Annotated in this window: 15 protein-coding genes, 1 other RNA gene and 1 pseudogene; 8 read left to right on the forward strand and 9 right to left on the reverse strand. The window is 65.9% G+C overall.

Annotated elements, in window-relative coordinates; genetic code table 11:
* Positions 1-51: 51 nt before the first annotated feature.
* From recR to ffs, 4 genes are all read right to left on the reverse strand, one after another.
* Entirely contained in the window at positions 52-648 is a 597-nt protein-coding gene (gene recR / locus AB4Y35_RS14010; RefSeq protein ID WP_133184310.1) for a recombination mediator RecR, read from the reverse strand.
* A 186-nt stretch (positions 649-834) separates the two neighbouring features.
* Positions 835-1,161: a YbaB/EbfC family nucleoid-associated protein gene (locus AB4Y35_RS14015; RefSeq protein WP_028204938.1), complete on the reverse strand. Its 327-nt coding sequence runs from the start codon at positions 1,159-1,161 to the stop codon at positions 835-837.
* Between the two features lie 82 nt (positions 1,162-1,243).
* Positions 1,244-3,619, reverse strand: coding sequence for a DNA polymerase III subunit gamma/tau (gene dnaX / locus AB4Y35_RS14020; protein ID WP_368704811.1), 2,376 nt, complete (start codon positions 3,617-3,619; stop codon positions 1,244-1,246).
* A gap of 219 nt (positions 3,620-3,838) precedes the next feature.
* Positions 3,839-3,937: signal recognition particle sRNA small type (gene ffs / locus AB4Y35_RS14025), an RNA gene on the reverse strand.
* 456 nt (positions 3,938-4,393) lie between these two features.
* Here ffs and trxA point away from each other — a divergent pair.
* The 8 genes from trxA to AB4Y35_RS14065 all read left to right on the forward strand — a co-directional run bounded on the left by trxA (position 4,394) and on the right by AB4Y35_RS14065 (position 13,296).
* Entirely contained in the window at positions 4,394-4,720 is a 327-nt protein-coding gene (gene trxA / locus AB4Y35_RS14030; protein WP_027818380.1) for a thioredoxin TrxA, read from the forward strand.
* Positions 4,721-5,022: 302 nt separating this feature from the next.
* Positions 5,023-6,285, forward strand: coding sequence for a transcription termination factor Rho (gene rho / locus AB4Y35_RS14035; RefSeq protein WP_027818379.1), 1,263 nt, complete (start codon positions 5,023-5,025; stop codon positions 6,283-6,285).
* Positions 6,286-6,447: 162 nt separating this feature from the next.
* Positions 6,448-6,999: a MerR family transcriptional regulator gene (locus tag AB4Y35_RS14040; protein WP_368704812.1), complete on the forward strand. Its 552-nt coding sequence runs from the start codon at positions 6,448-6,450 to the stop codon at positions 6,997-6,999.
* Positions 6,996-8,552 carry an MFS transporter gene (locus AB4Y35_RS14045; RefSeq protein ID WP_368704813.1) on the forward strand — a complete coding sequence of 519 codons (1,557 nt, stop codon included), beginning with the start codon at positions 6,996-6,998 and terminating at the stop codon, positions 8,550-8,552. The genes AB4Y35_RS14040 and AB4Y35_RS14045 overlap by 4 nt, the downstream gene beginning before the upstream one ends.
* Positions 8,553-8,587: 35 nt before the next feature.
* Positions 8,588-9,424, forward strand: coding sequence for a M90 family metallopeptidase (locus AB4Y35_RS14050; RefSeq protein WP_368704814.1), 837 nt, complete (start codon positions 8,588-8,590; stop codon positions 9,422-9,424).
* Positions 9,425-9,581: 157 nt separating this feature from the next.
* Positions 9,582-9,845, forward strand: coding sequence for a type B 50S ribosomal protein L31 (locus AB4Y35_RS14055; RefSeq protein ID WP_368686356.1), 264 nt, complete (start codon positions 9,582-9,584; stop codon positions 9,843-9,845).
* Between the two features lie 321 nt (positions 9,846-10,166).
* Positions 10,167-11,921: an ArnT family glycosyltransferase gene (locus AB4Y35_RS14060; protein ID WP_368704815.1), complete on the forward strand. Its 1,755-nt coding sequence runs from the start codon at positions 10,167-10,169 to the stop codon at positions 11,919-11,921.
* A gap of 7 nt (positions 11,922-11,928) precedes the next feature.
* Positions 11,929-13,296 carry an MATE family efflux transporter gene (locus AB4Y35_RS14065; RefSeq protein WP_368704816.1) on the forward strand — a complete coding sequence of 456 codons (1,368 nt, stop codon included), beginning with the start codon at positions 11,929-11,931 and terminating at the stop codon, positions 13,294-13,296.
* A gap of 44 nt (positions 13,297-13,340) precedes the next feature.
* On the opposite strand, the pseudogene AB4Y35_RS14070 reads toward AB4Y35_RS14065, so the two are convergent.
* From AB4Y35_RS14070 to AB4Y35_RS14090, 5 genes and pseudogenes are all read right to left on the reverse strand, one after another.
* A pseudogene (locus tag AB4Y35_RS14070) lies at positions 13,341-14,254 on the reverse strand (lipoyl synthase).
* A gap of 2 nt (positions 14,255-14,256) precedes the next feature.
* Positions 14,257-15,378: an acetoin dehydrogenase dihydrolipoyllysine-residue acetyltransferase subunit gene (locus tag AB4Y35_RS14075; protein WP_368704817.1), complete on the reverse strand. Its 1,122-nt coding sequence runs from the start codon at positions 15,376-15,378 to the stop codon at positions 14,257-14,259.
* Positions 15,379-15,382: 4 nt separating this feature from the next.
* The gene (locus AB4Y35_RS14080; RefSeq protein ID WP_368704818.1) at positions 15,383-16,387 is read right to left on the reverse strand and encodes an alpha-ketoacid dehydrogenase subunit beta; all 1,005 of its coding nucleotides are present in this window, start codon (positions 16,385-16,387) and stop codon (positions 15,383-15,385) included.
* Positions 16,388-16,433: 46 nt separating this feature from the next.
* Positions 16,434-17,411, reverse strand: a complete 978-nt coding sequence (locus AB4Y35_RS14085) for a thiamine pyrophosphate-dependent dehydrogenase E1 component subunit alpha (RefSeq protein ID WP_368704819.1) — start codon at positions 17,409-17,411, stop codon at positions 16,434-16,436.
* 69 nt (positions 17,412-17,480) lie between these two features.
* Positions 17,481-18,257 carry an SDR family NAD(P)-dependent oxidoreductase gene (locus AB4Y35_RS14090; RefSeq protein ID WP_324161946.1) on the reverse strand — a complete coding sequence of 259 codons (777 nt, stop codon included), beginning with the start codon at positions 18,255-18,257 and terminating at the stop codon, positions 17,481-17,483.
* Positions 18,258-18,261 lie beyond the last annotated feature (4 nt).

Consider the following 18,261-nt stretch of genomic DNA (forward strand, 5'->3'; position numbering starts at 1 on the left):
TCGGCGTGCGGCGCCATGATGCGTACGCCGCGATCGAAGCCTGGCGGGACGCTACATCGAGCGCCGGTCGAGCATGGCCCGCGCGATGGTACCCGCGTCGACATATTCGAGTTCGCCGCCCACCGGCACGCCGCGTGCGAGGCGCGTGACGGCGAGTCCGCGCGCCTTGAGTGTCTGGCCGAGATAATGGGCCGTCGCCTCGCCCTCATTCGTGAAATTGGTGGCGAGCACCACTTCCTTGACGACGCCGTCCGACGCACGTTTCACGAGCCGGTCGAAATGGATCTCTTTCGGACCGATGCCGTCGAGCGGACTCAGATGCCCCATCAGCACGAAATACAAACCGCGATACGTCATGGTCTGTTCGAGCATGATCTGGTCGGCCGGCGTTTCGACGACGCACAAGAGCGTAGGGTCACGCTCCTCGTCGAGGCACGTTTCGCACACCTGAGCTTCGGTGAAGGTATTGCACTTCTCGCAGTGTTTCAGGTTCTCGGTCGCGAACAGGAGCGCGTTGCCGAGCTTTTCGGCGCCGTCGCGGTCGTGCTGCATCAGGTGATAGGCCATGCGTTGCGCCGACTTCGGCCCGACGCCGGGCAACACGCGCAGCGCCTCGACGAGAGCGGCGAGAGCGGAAGGTTGTTTCATGCGGATTCAGCGCGAAATGCGCGACGGGGTTTGAAGCGGAACCGGCTTCTGGGTGCTTCCTGCTGCTTGCTGCTGCTTGCTGCTTTCGACGCCATCACGCCCGCGCAGCCGTGCCAGTCGCGGCACGGCACGCGGGACGCGCGGGCGCCCGCCTGCCTCACGCAGACGCGGCGCGCGCCACGTTCCTTAGAACGGCATCTTGAAGCCCGGCGGCAGCGGCAGGCCGGCGGTCATGCCGCCCATCTTTTCCTGCGACGTGGCTTCGGCCTTGCGCACCGCGTCGTTGAACGCCGCGGCCACGAGGTCTTCGAGCATGTCCTTGTCGTCCGCGAGCAGGCTCGGGTCGATCGACACGCGGCGCACGTCGTTGCGGCAGGTCATCGTGACCTTGACCAGACCGGCGCCAGCCTGACCCTCGACTTCGATCTGGGCAAGCTGCTCCTGCATCTTCTTCATGTTTTCCTGCATCTGCTGGGCTTGCTTCATGAGCCCTGCGAGTTGGCCTTTCAACATAGTCACTGCTCCTTCTGGATCGTAGTCGTTCGAATCGATGCGCTCACAAGCGCGCGACGCTTGCCGCGCCGCGCGGCGCAAATCAGTGGGCGGCCTGTGTACCGCCCGATGCGACATCCGGCGCGACCGGCCGGATCGAGCCCGGCACGATGCTCGCGCCGAAGTCGCGAATCAGTTGCTGCACGAAGGGATCGGCGCCGATCTCACGCTCGGCTTCGCGTTGACGCTGGGCGCGCTCGGCGGCGTCGAGCGCGGCCGCCGTGCGGCGCGCGGGGCCGACTTCCACGCTCACTTCAACGGTTTTGCCAAGACGCTCGGCGAGCGCCGTCTTGAGCTTCGCCACCTGCGAGGCTTCGGCGTACTGCGGCACCGGCACGCTCAACTTGAGCAGCGTGCCTTCGAGCGCCGTCAGCTCGCTGTTGAACGCTAGCTGATACGAGATGCCCTTGAGCGAAAGCGTGGCGGCGAGCGCGGGCCAGTCGCCGGCGAAACCGATCGGATCGAGCGGAATGCCCGGCGGCAGCTTGCTCACGTCGACCACGGCCGGCGACGGCGTCGGCACCGCAGCGGCGGCACGCGGCGCGGACGGCTCGCTGTCGTAGGCGGGCACGAAACCGTCGTCGGGCGGCGCAAAGTACGCGTCGTCGGCGCCGAGCGGCACGTAGTCGTCAGGCGGGATATCGTCCCACGGCGGCGCGCCCGAAGCGTCTTGCTGCGCGTTGGCGTTGCGCGCTGGTTGGCGCGCTTGTGCTTCCTGCGCGGCGGCGGCGCGGCGAGCCGGATCGGGCGTCGGCACCTTCACTTCCATGCGCGGTGCGGCCTTCGGCGCGGGCGCCGGGGCAGCCGCGCCGGCAGCGGCAGCGGGACGGCCCGTGGCAACGCGCATGCCCTTGCTGCGCAGCACGTCGAGCGCAGCGCTTGCACCACCCCGCGCGGACGCGGCGGCGGCCGGTTCCTCAGGAGATTCGAGTTGCGGCGCGGGCGCGGCGGCCGCTCTCTCCGCAGGTTGCGTCTCTTCTGGCGCACCGGGAGCGGCTGCAGCCGGTTCGACCGGGGCCACGGGCGCAGCTTGCGGCGCTGCGCCCTCCTTCGTCGCAGGCTCGCCTTCATCTTCCCAGGGCGGCACGACGGGGGCTTCGGCTGCCGGCCTCGCGAGCGACGCGGGCGCGTTCGCTTGCGGCTCGGCAACGGGCGCCTTCGCCGGCGCGGCTTCAATCGACTGCGCCACCGGCGCTGCCGGCTTCGGCACGACCGGCTGCGCAACGACAGGCGCCGCACTGCGCGCCGACGCCGCTACCGGAGCCGCCACGCGCGCGCCCGTGCCCGCCGCAGCGGGCTTCGACGCCGGCGCACTGCCCACGCTGCCCGCGCTCACCGAAGGCTCGAACGCGAGCATGCGCAGCAGCGTCATCGTAAAGCCAGCGTATTCGTCGGGCGCCAGGCCGAGTTCGCTGCGGCCGAGGGTCGCGATCTGATAGAAAAGCTGGACCTGCTCCGGGCTCAACGCTTCCGCGAAACGGCGGATGTCGTCGGCTTCGGGCCACTCGTCGAGCACCGATGAAGGCGCGAACTGCGCCCAGCCAATGCGATGGAACAGACTCGCGAGATCCTGCAGCGCCGTGGAGAACGACAGGCTGCGCAGCGCCATTTCGTCGGCGATGGCGAGCACGTTCGCGCCGTCGCCGGCCACGAGCGCGTCGATCAGGCGGATCAGATAGCTTTGATCGAGCGCGCCGAGCATGCCGCGCACCGCTTCTTCGGTGACCTGGTTGGCCGAATAGGCGATGGCCTGGTCGGTGAGCGAAAGCGCGTCGCGCATCGAGCCGTCGGCGGCGCGCGCGAGCAGGCGCAGCGCCTGCGCCTCGAACTCGACCTTCTCCTCACCGAGAATGTGCGTGAGATGCTCGACGATGTTGCCCGCCGGCATCTGCTTCAAATTGAACTGCAGGCAGCGCGAGAGCACCGTGACCGGAATCTTCTGCGGGTCCGTCGTCGCGAGGATGAACTTCACGTGCGGCGGCGGCTCTTCCAGCGTCTTCAGCATCGCGTTGAAGGCGTGGTTCGTGAGCATGTGCACTTCGTCGATCATGTAGACCTTGAAGCGCGCATCGACCGGCGCGTAGACCGCACGCTCGAGCAGCGCGGCCATTTCGTCCACGCCGCGATTGCTCGCCGCATCCATCTCGACATAATCGACGAAGCGCCCTTCGTCGATTTCCCGGCACGCGCGGCACACGCCGCAGGGCTTCGACGTCACGCCGGTCTCACAGTTGAGCGCCTTGGCGAAGATACGCGACAGCGTCGTCTTGCCCACGCCGCGCGTGCCCGTGAAGAGGTACGCGTGATGCAGGCGGCCGCCGTCGAGTGCATGCGTGAGCGCGCGCACCACGTGCTCCTGTCCGACGAGCGAAGCGAAATCCTTCGGTCGCCACTTGCGTGCGAGAACTTGATAGGTCATCCGGAAATTGTATCAGCAACGCCCGCGCGTCCAGATGAATCGAAAGGCGGCCAATGGCCGGCTCGCGCCCGCCGCGCAATGGCGCGAGCCAGCGATTGCGGACGACGAAAAGAGCGGCGATACAGGCGTGACAAACACGACGAACGAAGCACCGCGGCGCGCAGTCAATTGCGCGGCGTGAATCTCGTGTCTGGGGGAAAGCGGAGAAAAAAAGAGGAAGGTGACGAGCCTGACCCTCGGCACTGGCGGAAAACGGCTGTGGCTGCTTCGTTCCCGACCTGACCAGGTTGACCGCCCCTCCATGCGAGGAGGCCCGTCACGGCGCATTCTAACATCGGTCGCGCGGCAATGCGACTGCTGCGGTGCGAAAAAACGCGCCGGGCCGCTCCAGGCATCGTTGTGCGCCCCGGGAAAGATACCCTCTTGCAACGGCTCGCACCGCCTCCAGATAGCGTGCAGGAACACAAGGAATCGCACGCAAAGGCCCCGCGAAAAGGCTCGCGCCACGCCCCGAATGTCCCGCCAAATGTGGCCTGGAGGACGGAAACCCTGCTTGCGGCATGAGTACTATCACCGTCGGCAACGCATAGGGATTTAGGCTACACTGGCGTCGGCAATCGGCTGGGCCACGCGGTTTGCGTGCGAATGGCGTGTGATTCGGACGTATGACTCGGGTTCGGTCTGGCCGCCCTGGCGGCCCCGGATGAATTTTCAGTTTTGGTGTATCGTGGCGAGCAATTTACTCAGCCTCGAATCGAAAGAGGTATTCATACAATGAGCGAACAAATCAAGCATATCAGCGACGCATCGTTCGAACAGGACGTCGTGAAATCCGACAAGCCCGTGCTGCTGGACTTCTGGGCCGAGTGGTGTGGCCCGTGCAAGATGATCGCGCCGATTCTCGATGAAGTCGCGAAGGATTACGGCGATCGCCTTCAGGTCGCGAAGATCAACGTCGACGAGCACCAGTCGACGCCGGTGAAGTTCGGCGTGCGCGGCATCCCCACGCTGATCCTCTTCAAGAACGGCGCCGTGGCGGCGCAGAAGGTCGGCGCGCTGTCGAAGTCGCAGCTCACCGCGTTCCTGGACAGCCACCTGTAAGTTCCTTGCCGGCCGTCCCTCCCCGCCCGGGCGCATCGCCCGGCCAGCAAGGGATGCGCCATGCAACGGTGCGTGTTGTCACGCGACAACACGCACCCTAAAAACACGCCGAAACTTGCTGTCGGTCTTCACTGACGGTTTCTGGCGTGTGCTATGCTAGAATTCATAAAGCGTCTACCGGCGCCCTTATAAAAGTTTCAAGCAAGCTTGAAGCAAAGTTTCAACCAAAAGTCCTTGAGCGGTTCCGCTCGCTTCTTTTCCCCCATTCTTTTCGTCGCACTCCTCCCCGACGGGTTCTCCGTATGCATCTTTCCGAGCTCAAGTCTCTGCACGTGTCCGAATTGATCGAGATGGCCAATGGCCTCGAGATCGAAAATGCGAACCGCCTGCGCAAGCAGGAACTCATGTTCGCGATTCTCAAAAAGCGCGCCAAGACGGGCGAAACGATCTTCGGTGACGGCACGCTCGAAGTGCTCCCCGACGGCTTCGGCTTCTTGCGCTCGCCGGAAACCTCGTATCTCGCCAGCACGGACGATATCTATATCAGCCCGTCGCAGATCCGCCGCTTCAACCTGCACACCGGCGACACGATCGAAGGCGAAGTGCGCACGCCGAAGGACGGCGAACGCTATTTCGCGCTCGTGAAGGTGGACAAGGTCAACGGCCAGCCGCCGGAGGCCTCGAAGCACAAGATCATGTTCGAGAACCTCACGCCGCTGCACCCGAACAAGGTGCTGCTGCTCGAGCGCGAAATGCGCGGTGAGGAGAACGTGACGGGCCGCATCATCGACATGATCGCGCCCATCGGCAAGGGTCAGCGCGGCCTGCTGGTCGCCTCGCCCAAGTCCGGCAAGACCGTGATGCTCCAGCACATCGCGCACGCCATCAAGCAGAACCACCCCGACGTGGTCCTGTTCGTGCTGCTGATCGACGAGCGCCCGGAAGAAGTGACCGAAATGCAGCGCTCGGTGGCGGGCGAAGTGATCGCTTCGACCTTCGACGAACCGGCGGCGCGTCACGTGCAGGTCGCCGAAATGGTGATCGAGAAGGCCAAGCGCCTCGTCGAAATGAAGCACGACGTCGTGATTCTGCTCGACTCGATCACGCGTCTCGCGCGCGCCTACAACACCGTTGTGCCCGCATCGGGCAAGGTGCTCACGGGCGGTGTGGACGCCAACGCGCTGCAACGTCCGAAGCGCTTCTTCGGCGCGGCACGTAACATCGAAGAAGGCGGCTCGCTCACCATCATCGGCACGGCGCTGATCGAAACCGGCAGCCGCATGGACGACGTGATCTACGAAGAGTTCAAGGGCACCGGCAACATGGAAGTGCACCTCGAGCGCCGTCTCGCGGAAAAGCGCGTCTACCCGTCGATCAACCTGAACAAGTCGGGCACCCGCCGCGAAGAGCTGCTGATCAAGCCGGACATCCTCCAGAAGATCTGGGTACTGCGCAAGTTCATCCACGACATGGACGAAGTCGAGGCCATGGAATTCCTGCTCGACAAGATTCGCCAGACGAAGAACAACTCCGAGTTCTTCGACATGATGCGCCGCGGCGGCTAAGGCCCTCGCCCGCTCGCATCACCGCAAAACGCCCGCGACTTCGCGGGCGTTTTTCTTTTCCGGCATCGGATCGCTGCACGCCACAACCTGTACGTGAACGTTCACGTTGAACTATAATGCGCGGCATATCCTGGTCGCCCCACGGCGAAAAAAGAGTGCCTCATGCCCAAGGATTCCCCCGCGCTGCTCACGGTGCGCGACGCCGCCGAGCGCCTGAACGTCACGCCGCGCACGCTCAAGTATTACGAGGAACGCGGGCTCGTTAGCCCCGCGCGCAGCGAAGGCCGCTACCGGCTCTACGACGAGCACGACCTCGAGCAGTTCTCGCGCATCCTGCGGCTGCGCGCGCTCGGCTTTTCGCTGCACGGCATCACCGAAATGCTCAAGCGGCCGCTCGAACAGGTCGGCGAGGGCCGCCGGCGCTATTCGCAGGAGTCGCTCCAGCAGATTGCCGACGCGCTCGCGCAGCAGATCGAGACGCTGGACACGCGCATCGCGGCCGTGCGCCGCGAGTTGAAGGAAGCGCAGACGGTGCGCGCGGAGCTTGCCGACGACCTCGACTACCTCCAGCGGCGCCTCGCGGGGGAGCCGTCCGATCAGCTGATCGAGCAGCGCCTCGCCGCCACGCGGCGCCGCAAGGCGGCCGCGGGGACTTCGGGCAGCAAGCCGGTGGAGCCCTCGGGCAAGGCACGCGAGGACGACGAACCGGCATGAGCACGGCCCAGCCCCGCGAGCCGCTCTTCAGCGCGGCGCGCCTGCGCGGCGATTTTTTCCCGTGGGTGCTCGCCCTCGCGACCGGTCTCGACTACTACGACAACGCGATCTTCTCGTTCTTCACGAGCCATATCGCGGGCGGCATCAACGCTTCGCCCGACGAGCTCGTCTGGTCGTCGAGCGCCTACGCCGTGTGCGCCGTTCTGGGCATCCTGCAGCAGCAATGGTGGGTGGAGCGCATGGGTTACCGCCGCTACGTGGGCAGCTGCCTGCTGCTCTATGCCGTCGGCGCGATCGCGGCTGCACTGTGCGAATCGTCGATCGAGCTGGCCTTCGCGCGCGGCTTTCAGGGCTACTTCATTGGCCCGATGATGGGCACCTGCCGCATCCTCATCCAGATCAGCTTTACGCCCCAGCAGCGGCCGGTCGCGACACGCGCGTTCCTCATTCTCATCGTGCTCTCCAGTGCGCTCGCACCGCTCGTGGGCGGCCAACTCGTCGCGCATTTCGACTGGCGCGCCCTGTTCGCGTTTTCCGCGCCCGCCGGCGTCCTCTATGCCGTGCTGGCCCTGCTCGCGCTGCCCGATACGGGCCACCTGCTGCCCGAGGAGCGCGGCGAGGCGCATTTCTGGCCGTACCTCATCTTCGCGTTTGCGCAGGGCGCGCTGCAAATCGCCATGCAGCAGGTGCGCTTCGAACTGTTCAGCGCGTCGCCGGAAATCATTCTGCTCACGCTCGTCGGGATCACGGCGCTCGCCTGGTTCGGCTGGCACCAGTGGCATCATCCCAAGCCGCTCATGCGCCTGCACGCGCTGCGCGAGAAGCCGTTTCAGGTGGGCCTGCTGCTCTACATGGTCTACTACTACCTGAGCACGGCGCTCAGCTACCTCGTTTCGCGGCTGCTCGAAGGCGGCTTCAACTACCCCGTCGAAAACGCCGGCCGCCTCACCGGCATCACGTCGCTGATCTCGGCCGGCGCGCTCTTTTTCTATTTCCGCTACGCGAAGCTCATTACGCACAAGAAGTGGATCATCGTGCCCGGCTTCGTGCTGTCGGCGTTCATCTCGTTCTGGATGACGCGGCTCACGCCGCAGGCGAGCGAAGCCTGGCTCATCCCGCCGCTGCTGCTGCGTGGCCTGCTGCTGCTCTTCATCGTGCTGCCCGTCGCCAATCTCACTTTCCGCATCTTCGCGATCGAAGAATTCACGCACGGTTACCGCTTGAAAAACATCGTCCGGCAGTTGACGATATCGTTCGCCACGGCCACGGTTATCATCGTCGAGCAGCACCGGCTCGCGCAGCACCAGACGCGCCTCGCCGAGTTCGTGAATCCGTTCAACCCGGCGTTCCAGAGCACCTACGCGGCGCTCACGCATTCGTTCGAACTGATGGGACGGTCCGCGAGCGAAGCGCACGGACTTGCGCTCGCGGAAGTGAGCCGCATGGTCGCGCAGCAGGCGAGCTTTCTGAGTTCGCTCGACGGGTTTTACTTCCTGATCGGCGTGGCGGTGTGCGGCGGGATCTTCGCCGCGTGGCAAAAACAGATCGACTGAACGACATCCAGACGCACGGGAACCCACACCCAGCGATGCTTTCGAAACTCTCTCACTGGTTCGACGCGCGCCGCCGCGAAAAGGCGCTGCGCGCCTACGCGATCGACGACGCGCTTTGGCAGGCCACGCTCGCGGGCCTGCCTTTTCTCAAGCATCTCGACGCCGCCGACCTCGTGCGCCTGCGCGAGCTGACGAGCCTTTTCATCGCGCAAAAGGAGTTCTCCACGGCGCACGATCTCGAACTGACCGACCCGATGACCGTGGCGATCGCCGCGCAGGCGTCGCTGCCGGTGCTCAATCTTTCACTCGACCTCTACAAGGGCTGGGTGGGCGTGGTCGTGTATCCGGGCGAATTTGTGATCCGCAAGACCGTGGAGGACGAGGACGGCGTGGTCCACGAGGTGGAGCACGACGCGAGCGGCGAGGCGTGGGAAGGCGGCCCCGTGATCCTCTCGTGGGAAGACGCGCAGATGACCGATGGCAGCGACGCGTACAACGTCGTGATTCACGAGTTCGCACACAAGATCGACATGCTGGGCGGCGAGGCCGACGGCCATCCGCCCCTCTTTCGGCGCTGGCATGCCCCGCTCGACGCGCAGGCGTGGGCCGACGTGTTCGACAACGCCTACGACCAGTTCTGCGACAAGGTGGACGCCGTGCCGGAGCGCCGCTGGGCGCGCTTCGAACGCGATTCGCTGATCGATCCCTATGCCGCCGACCACCCCTCGGAGTTCTTCGCGGTGTGCAGCGAAGCCCTGTTCGTCAAGCCGAAGGCGTTCGACGCTGAATATCCCGAGCTTTACCGGCTGCTCGCGCGCTATTACCGCCAGGATCCGGCGCGCGTGGGCGCACTGGCCGGCCCGCCGGGCTAAAACCTGTCGCGCGGGGGCCTCAAAAATTCGCCAACCGGCTGATTATCTGGCATAATCGCCGTTTTTCGACCCTTGGGTAAGTGGCTCGCGCGAGCAAAGTCGGCAACAGGGTGTTGCAGGCACGCGGGTTGGCTACCGCCAGATTTAAGGAATAATCATGAAAGAAGGCATTCACCCGAATTACCGCGAAGTCCTGTTCATCGACGTTTCGAACGACTTCAAGTTCGTGACCCGCTCGACCATCCAGACGCGCGAAACCGCCGAATTCGAGGGCAAGACCTACCCGCTCGCCAAGATCGAAGTGTCGTCGGAATCGCATCCGTTCTACACGGGCACGCAAAAGATCATGGACACGGCAGGCCGTGTCGAGAAGTTCAACAAGAAGTTCGGCGCACGCGCCTCGGGCAAGGCCGGCAAGTAATCGCCGCGCCGCACCGGCTGCTGGCCGGTCCCGCATTGAACGTGCACAAAAAGGGCAGCATACGCTGCCCTTTTTTGTTGCCTGCGCCACCGTTGCGCCGTCCGCGAAGCCAGACAGGTGCGACTTACCGCCCCTTTTCAGATGTTTCCGTGGATTAACCCGCGGCTAACGCCGTGACGCGCGGTCGCCGGCCCGGCTAGAATGCCGGATTGCTCCGCGGCACACGGCCGGGTGTACTGTCTGCCGCGCATGCCCGCTTGACCTCCGCGTGTGAGCCACGCGCTCGAACACGCCCGGTTTATCCGTCTCCCTTCGTACTGCATGAAGCCAGCCATTCGACTGACCGCCTCCGCCACCAGCGCCCTGCCGCGCTGGCTGTTGCTGACCATCTGTATCGTCTTCGCGGCGTTCGGCCTGTTTGGCCGCGACCCGTGGAAGAACGAGGATGCAGCGGGCTTCGGCGTGATGTGGACGATGGCGGGCGGCACCTCGCACGACTGGCTGCTGCCCAATCTTGTCGGCAAATACGTGACCGAGAACGGTCCGCTCGGCTACTGGCTGGGTGCCGCCTGCATCCGTCTGTTCGCGCCGTGGGTGGACGCCAGCAATGCGTCGCGCATCGCCACGGGCGTGCTGTTCTGTCTCGCGTGCGCGTTCGTCTGGTACAGCGCGTATCTGCTGGGCCGCCGCCCCGAAGTGCAGCCGTTCAAGTACGCGTTCGGCGGCGAGCCCGAGCCGCGCGACTACGGCCGCACCCTCGGCGACGGCGCCCTGCTCGTTCTGCTGGCCTGCTTCGGCCTCGCGGAGCGCGGCCACGAAACCACGCCGCAGCTCATGCAGTTCGTAGGCATCGCCATGCTGCTGTACGGTGTCGTGCGCGCCATCGACAAGCCGGTCCAGGGCGCCCTCTGGTGGGGCCTCGCGCTCGGCATCGTGATGCTTTCCAGCGGCCCGGTGCTCGTAGGCGCGCTCCTCATCGGCACGCTCGCCATGCTCGCCATCGCCCCCGAAACGCGCTCGCGCTGGCTGCTCGTGGCGGGCCTGCCCGTGGCGCTCGCGGTCTCGGCCTCATGGCCGCTGCTGGCGCTGCACCTGTATCCCGACGACGCCGTCTGGTTCCTCAACCAGTGGGCGCACACCAACGTCAACGCTTTCGCAGGCCCCCCTGGCTACGTGCTGCGCTACGCCGCCAAGAACCTGCCGCTCTTCACCTGGCCCGCGTGGCCCCTCGCGATCTGGGCCTTCGTGAGCTGGGCCGGACTGCGCCGCAAGCCGCACATCGCGATTCCGCTGTCGGTGATCGTGCCGCTGCTCATCCTCGTGGTCGTGCAGAGCCACGAATCGAACCGGCTCTTCATGCTCGTGCTGCCCGCGCTGGCGGTGCTCGCGACCTTCGCGCTGCCCACGCTCAAGCGCGGCGCGATCAACGCGATCGACTGGTTCGCGGTGCTGAGCTTCACGATTCTCAGCACCTTCGTGTGGCTCGTGTGGCTCGCGGGCATGACCGGTTTCCCGGCGCCGCTCGCGCGCAACCTCGCGCGCCTCGCGCCCGGCTTCGTGCCGCAGTTCAAGATTCTCTCGTTCGTGTGCGCGGTGGCCGTCACCGTGTGCTGGATGGTGCTCGTGCGCTGGCGCGTGGCGCGCCATCCGAAGGTGCTGTGGCGCAGCGTCGTGCTCTCGAGCGGCGGCACCACGCTGATGTGGGTGCTGCTCATGACGCTGTGGCTGCCGGTCGTCAACTACAGCCGGACCTACAAGGACGTGGCCGAGCAGATCGCCGCGCACCTGCCCGCCGACTATCAGTGCATCTCGCCCGTGCGCCTCGGCGACGCGCAGATCGCCACCTTCGCGTACTTCGGCGGGATGCACTTCGCGTTCAACGAGGACTGCGACGTGATCCTGCGCCAGGACACGCAGGATTACGGCGAGCCGAGCTCGATGCCGGACTACGTGTGGAAGCTCGTCTGGGAAGGCCGCCGCGCCGCCGACCGCGACGAACGCTTCCGCCTGTACGTGCGCATCGACCGTCCGACGCCGCCGCTCAAGAAACATGTCTGGCGCAAGCGTCCGGACTGAGGCCGCGGTGACCACGACGTTCGCGGGCGACATCCGGCGCATCGCCGCGCTCGCGTGGCCGGTTCTGATCGGCCAGCTCGCGATCATCGCGTTCGGCGTAATCGACACCGCGATGGTCGGCCGCTACTCGGCGCTCGATCTCGCCGCGCTCGGCCTGGGTTCGTCGATCTACATCTCGGTCTATATCGCCCTCACGGGCATTCTCAGCGCGCTGCAGCCCGTTGCGGCGCAGCTCTATGGCGCGCGCAAGGACACGGAAATCGGCCTCGAGGTGCGCCAGGCGTTCTGGCTCGCGCTCGTACTGATGGTGATCGGCTTTACGATCCTCTACTTTCCCGGCCCGCTGCTCGACCTCGCGCACGCGCCCGAGGCGCTGCGCGAGCGCACCATCGGCTATCTGCGGCTGCTCTCGTTCGGGCTGCCCGCGGCGCTGGCCTTTCGCATCTACAGCTCGCTCGCCAATGCCGTGGGGCGGCCGCGCCTCGTGATGTTTCTGCAGGTCGGCGCGCTCATGCTCAAGGTGCCGCTCAACACGTGGTTCATCTTCGGCGGCCTCGGCGTGCCCGCGCTCGGCGGCCCGGGCTGCGCGCTCGCGAGCACTTCGATCAACTGGGCGCTCGCCTTGTGCGCGGCCGTCGCCTTCACGCGTGTGGACGTGTTCGCGCCGTTCGAAATCTTCAGGCACTTCTGCTGGCCCGAATGGAAACGCCAGGCCGAACTGCTCAAGCTCGGCATTCCGATGGGGCTTTCGTACCTCATCGAAGTGACGTCGTACACGTTCATGGCGATCTTCATCGCGCGCATGGGCACGACCACGCTCGCCGGCCATCAGATCGCCGGCAACATCGGCGCCGTGCTCTACATGACGCCGCTTTCGATCGGCGTGGCGACCTCGACGCTCGTCGCCCAGGCGCTGGGCGGCAATCGCCCCGCCGAAGCGCGCACGCTCGCGCGGCACGGCGTAGCGACGGCCGTGGCGATTGCCTGCTGCTACGGCGCGATCGTGTTCGTGCTGCGGCCGCTCATCATCGGCGGCTATACGCCGGACCCCGCCGTGGCGATCGCGGCCATGCCGCTCGTCGCCATCGTCACCTGCTATCACGTGTTCGACGCCCTGCAGATCACCACGGCCTTCGCGTTGCGCGCCTACAAGGTCGCGGTCGTGCCGACCATCATCTATGCGCTCGCGCTCTGGGGCGTAGGCCTCGGCGGCGGCTACGCCCTGGGCTTCGACGTGACCGGCACGATGCCCGCCTGGGCGACGGGCGCGCGCGGGTTCTGGCTCGCCAACATGGCGAGCCTCCTGATCGCCGGTGCTGGACTCCTGTTTTATCTCTCGCGGGTGAGTACGCGCTTTGTGCGGGAACGCGCCTAGCCCGTTGGCATCGGAGACGCAAGGCGGTTAGTTGCAAACGCAGATCACCCCGCCTCGGCCTGCCGCGCCGCCTCCACGGTCTGGGCTGCGTGATACGACGAGCGGACCAGCGGCCCGGCCACCACCTCGCTGAATCCCATTGCCAGCCCCGCCGTGCGCAACGCGGCGAATGCGTCGGGATGGACGTAGCGCTTGACCGGCAGATGAAACCGCGACGGCGCGAGATATTGCCCGATCGTCAGCACTTCTACGCGATGCGCGCGCAAGTCGCGCATCGTCGCGAGCAACTCCTCATCGGTTTCGCCCAGACCCACCATCAGCCCCGACTTCGTGACGAGCGCGCCGTTGGCCGCTTTCGCGCGCGCAAGCAGGTCGAGCGAGCCGTAATAGTCCGCGCCTGGCCGCGCCGCGCGATACAGCGCGGGCACGGTCTCGATGTTGTGATTGAACACGTCGGGCCATGCGTACGAAAGCGCCTCGAGCGCACGCCCGATACGGCCGCGGAAATCGGGCGTCAGCACCTCGACGCCGATCCCCGGCACGCGCTCGCGCACCTGCGCAATGCAACGCGCGAAGTGCGTCGCGCCGCCGTCGCGCAAGTCGTCGCGATCGACCGAGGTGATGACGACGTGACGCAAGCCCAGCGCCGCGTGCACAGCCCGCCCATGATCATGAAGGTCGCGGTGCGCTGCGCGAAGCATTCGCCGATGTTCGGGCACATCGCTTCTTCGCACACCGAATGAAGCCGATGCTCGCGCAGTACGGCCGCCACGCCCGCTACGGTCTCGCTCATGAGCGGACGGGCGCGCAGCCAGGGCGGCTTCGGCAAGACCGCGTCGGCGCCGGCAGGCGGCACGATCTTCACCGGAATCCGCGCGAGCTTCTCGCGGCTGCGCAGGCCCTCCTGACCCAGCGCCGTACTCGACGAACGGGGCGTTCCAGACGTGGCGGCCTCCATGCTCAGGCTCCTTCGTCGAAGAAGGCCTTGAGCAGGCGATTGACCTCCTGCGCCGCCTCCATCTGCACCATATGCCCCTTGCCCGCGATCACCGCCACGCGCACCGGCGACGGCAACCCTTGCGCATGGCGCGCCGGTATGATCTGGTCGGCCTCGCCCCAGATCACGAGCGCGCGCGGCGCAAGCGTCGCCACACGCTCGCGGAACACACGCCGCTGCGCGCCGGCTTCGAACGCCTGCCCGGCAATCTTGCCGAGTGCGGCCTGCACGCCTTCGAGCCGCTTGTACTTCACGAGATCCTCGACGAGCTGGCGCGTGACCAGCGCGGGATCGGCGAACAGCTTCGTCACGTGCGGCTTGAGCGCGTTGCGATTGCCCGCCGCGACGAAGCCCTCGATATACGCCCCATCGATCTCGCTGCCGAGGCCCGCACTCGAAATCAGCGCGAGGGACGCCACGCGCCCGGGCGCCTGCTCGGCCACCGCCATGGCCACCGCACCGCCCAGCGAGTGCCCAACGAGATGCGCGCGTTCGATCTTCTGTGCGTCGAGGAAAGCGATCACGCTTTGCGCAAGCTCGTCGAGGCTCCCGCTCTCGAGCGCCTTGCCCGATTCGCCATGACCCGGCAGATCGAGCGCCCAGACGGTGCGCTCCGCCGCGAGATCGGTGTGGTTGAAGAGCCAGTTGTTGAGATCGCCGCCGAAGCCGTGGATCAGCACGACAGGCACGCCCGCGCCTTCGCCCTGCTTCAGGTAGCGCACGGTCCGGCCGCCGATTTGCGACTTCTCCGGCTGCGGTCCCGCGTCGGCGTCGCCGGCCTGCGCAGGCACGAAATCGCGCTGGAACTCGGCCACCGCGGCATCGACATCCGCGTCGGCCGCTTCGGCATCGGCGACGACACCGAGCAGCGCGCCCACGGGCAACGTGTCGCCCTCCTGCGCGATCTGCCGCCGCAACACGCCCTCGAACGCGCACTCGACGCCCGACGCGATCTTGTCGGACTCCACGTCGAGCAATTCATCGCCCTTGGTGACCTTGTCGCCGGGCGACTTGAGCCAGCCGTTCACCTGGCCCTGCTCCATCGACAGGCCCCATTTGGGCATCGTGATCATGTGAATCGGCATGACTTCAGCTCCTTGCTGCGCGCGCGGCTTCGGCGATCTTCTCCGCCGAGGGGATATAGAGGTCTTCGAGCGATGCCGCGAACGGCACCGGCGTATGCGGCGCGGTGACCATGCCGACCGGGGCCTTCAGCTCCTTGAACGCCTTCTGGCCAACGAGTGCGGCAATGTCGGTCGCGATCGAGCAGCGCGGATTGGCTTCGTCCACGACCACGACCCGGCCCGTGCGGCGCGCGCTTTCGAGGATCGTTTCCTCGTCGAGCGGCGAAGTCGTGCGCAAGTCGATTACATCCGCCTCGATGCCGTCTTTCGCGAGCTTTTGCGCCGCGTCGAGCGCGTAGTGCACCATCCGTCCATACGTGACGATCGTGACGTCGTCGCCATCGCGCACGATGTTGGCCTCGCCGAACGGAATCGTATAGGATTCCTCCGGAACGTCGCCTTCCATCGTGTAGAGCAGCTTGTGCTCGCAGAAGATCACGGGGTCGTTGTCGCGAATCGCCTCGATCATGAGGCCCTTGGCGTCATAGGGCGTGGCCGGGCACACGACCTTCAGCCCCGGAATATGCGTGAAGAGCGAGGTAAGCATCTGCGAGTGCTGCGCCGCCGCGCGCAAGCCCGCGCCATACATGGTGCGAATCACGACCGGCGTGACCGCCTTGCCGCCGAACATGTAGCGGAACTTCGCCGCCTGGTTGAAGATCTGGTCGAAGCACACGCCCATGAAATCGATGAACATCAACTCCGCGACCGGCCGCATGCCGCACGCCGCCGCGCCCACTGCGGTGCCGATAAAGCCGCCTTCCGAGAGCGGCGTATCGAGCACGCGCCCGGGGAACTTGCCGTAAAGGCCCTTCGTCACGCCGAGCACGCCGCCCCACGCGTCCTGCTCGCCTGGCGCGCCCGCGCCGCCCGCGTTGTCCTCGCCCATCACGATCACGCTCTCGTCGCGGCCCATCTCCTGGGCAAGCGCTTCGTTGATGGCCTGCGAATAGGTGATTTTCCGTGCCATTTCCGTCTCCTTGATCTGGAATCCTGATGACCTGAGCGCGCAGCGCTTAAGGGTACGACACGTACACGTCCGTGAGCAGCGCCTCGGCCGGCGGCAGCGGCGCGGCCTTGGCCTGCGACACGGCATCGTCGATCAGCTGCTTCACTTCGGCGTCCACCTTGCGCAGATCGTCGCTGCTCGCGAGCTCGGCGCGCACCACGCGCTCCTCGAAGCGCGTGAGACAGTCCTTCTCTTCGCGCAGCTTCTGCACTTCGCCAGGGGCGCGGTAGGTTTGCGCGTCGCCTTCGAAGTGGCCGAAATAGCGCGAGAGCTTCATCTCCACGAGCGTCGGGCCGCCGCCGCTGCGTGCGCGGGCAATGGCTTCGCCCAGCGCCTCGTGCACGGCGAAAAAGTCGAAGCCGTCGACGATCACGCCCGGCATGCCGAAGCCGTTCGCGCGGTCGGCAATGTTGTCGGCCGCGACCGACCATGTGGACGAGGTCGCCTCGGCGTAGCCGTTGTTTTCCGCGACGAAGATCACCGGCAAGCGCCACACGGAGGCGAGATTCATCGACTCGAAGATCACCCCCTGGTTCGACGCGCCGTCACCGAAGAAGCACACGCCCACGCCACCGGTCTTCTTCTGCTTGGCGGCGAGCGCGGCCCCGCACGTGAGCGGACCGCCGGCGCCGACAATGCCGTTGGCGCCCAGCATGCCCTTCGACAGATCGGCGATATGCATCGAGCCGCCTTTGCCCCGGCACGACCCCGTGGCCCGGCCATAGATCTCGGCCATCATCTCGCGCACGTCCACGCCCTTGGCGATGCAGTGGCCGTGGCCGCGGTGCGTGGTGGCGACGTAGTCGCTATCGTTCAGATGGCTCATCGTGCCGACTGCGGAGGCCTCCTCGCCCGCGTACAGGTGCACGAAGCCTGGAATTTCGCCGGTCGCGAACTCGACGTGCAAGCGTTCCTCGAACTCGCGAATCGTGCGCATCGAGCGATACGCGGTGAGCAACTGCTCCTTGTTCAACTGAACTGACATGGTTGTCTCCTGGGTGTACGACGCTTGTACCGCTCTGGATTAGCTTGCTGCGGGGAAATGCCACTGCTCCTAGTGAAAGGTGAAACCGCCGTCGACGTTCACCGACTGGCCCGTGACGTTGTCCATCGTCGCGAAGAACAGGGCGAGCCGCCCCATGTCCTCCGGCGTTTGCGCGCGGCCCTGCGGGATCAGCGTGAGCTGATGGCGCTGCCAGGACTCTTCGACGCTTTCGCCTTCGGTCTTCCATTCGTCGGAGAGCCGGTCCCACATATACGTGCGCACGATCCCGGGACAAATTGCATTCACCGTGATGCCCTCGCGCGCAACCTCCTTGGCGAGCGCATTGGTGAAGCCGACCACGGCGAATTTCGAGGCGCTGTAGTGCGCGAGATTGGGGAACCCTTCCTTGCCCGCAATCGAAGCGACGTTGATGATCCGTCCGCGTTTTTGCGTGCGGAAATGCGGCAATGCAGCCTTGCAGCCGAGGAACACGCCTTTCGCATTGACGCCCATGACGAAGTCCCAGTCCCGCTCCGTCAATTCGGATACCGGACTAATGGAAATCACGCCGGCGCAGTTCACGAGAATATCGAAGCCGCCGAATTCCGAGAGCGCCTGCGAGACCATGCCTTCGAGCTGAACGGCCTGGGTGACGTCGACTTTGGCAAACGCGGCGCGTCTGCCCAGCGCCCGTATTTCATCCGCAGTCGCGGCAAGCGGTTCTTCCAGCAGATCCGCGAGCAGCACGTCCGCGCCGGCCTGCGCGAGCGTGAGCGCTATGCCGCGGCCGATGCCGCGCGCGCCGCCGGTCACGATCGCGACCTGGCCTTTCAACGGTGTGTCCATGCCA

Source organism: Paraburkholderia sp. EG286A (assembly GCF_040965375.1).
In the GTDB taxonomy this organism is placed as follows: Bacteria; Pseudomonadota; Gammaproteobacteria; order Burkholderiales; family Burkholderiaceae; genus Paraburkholderia.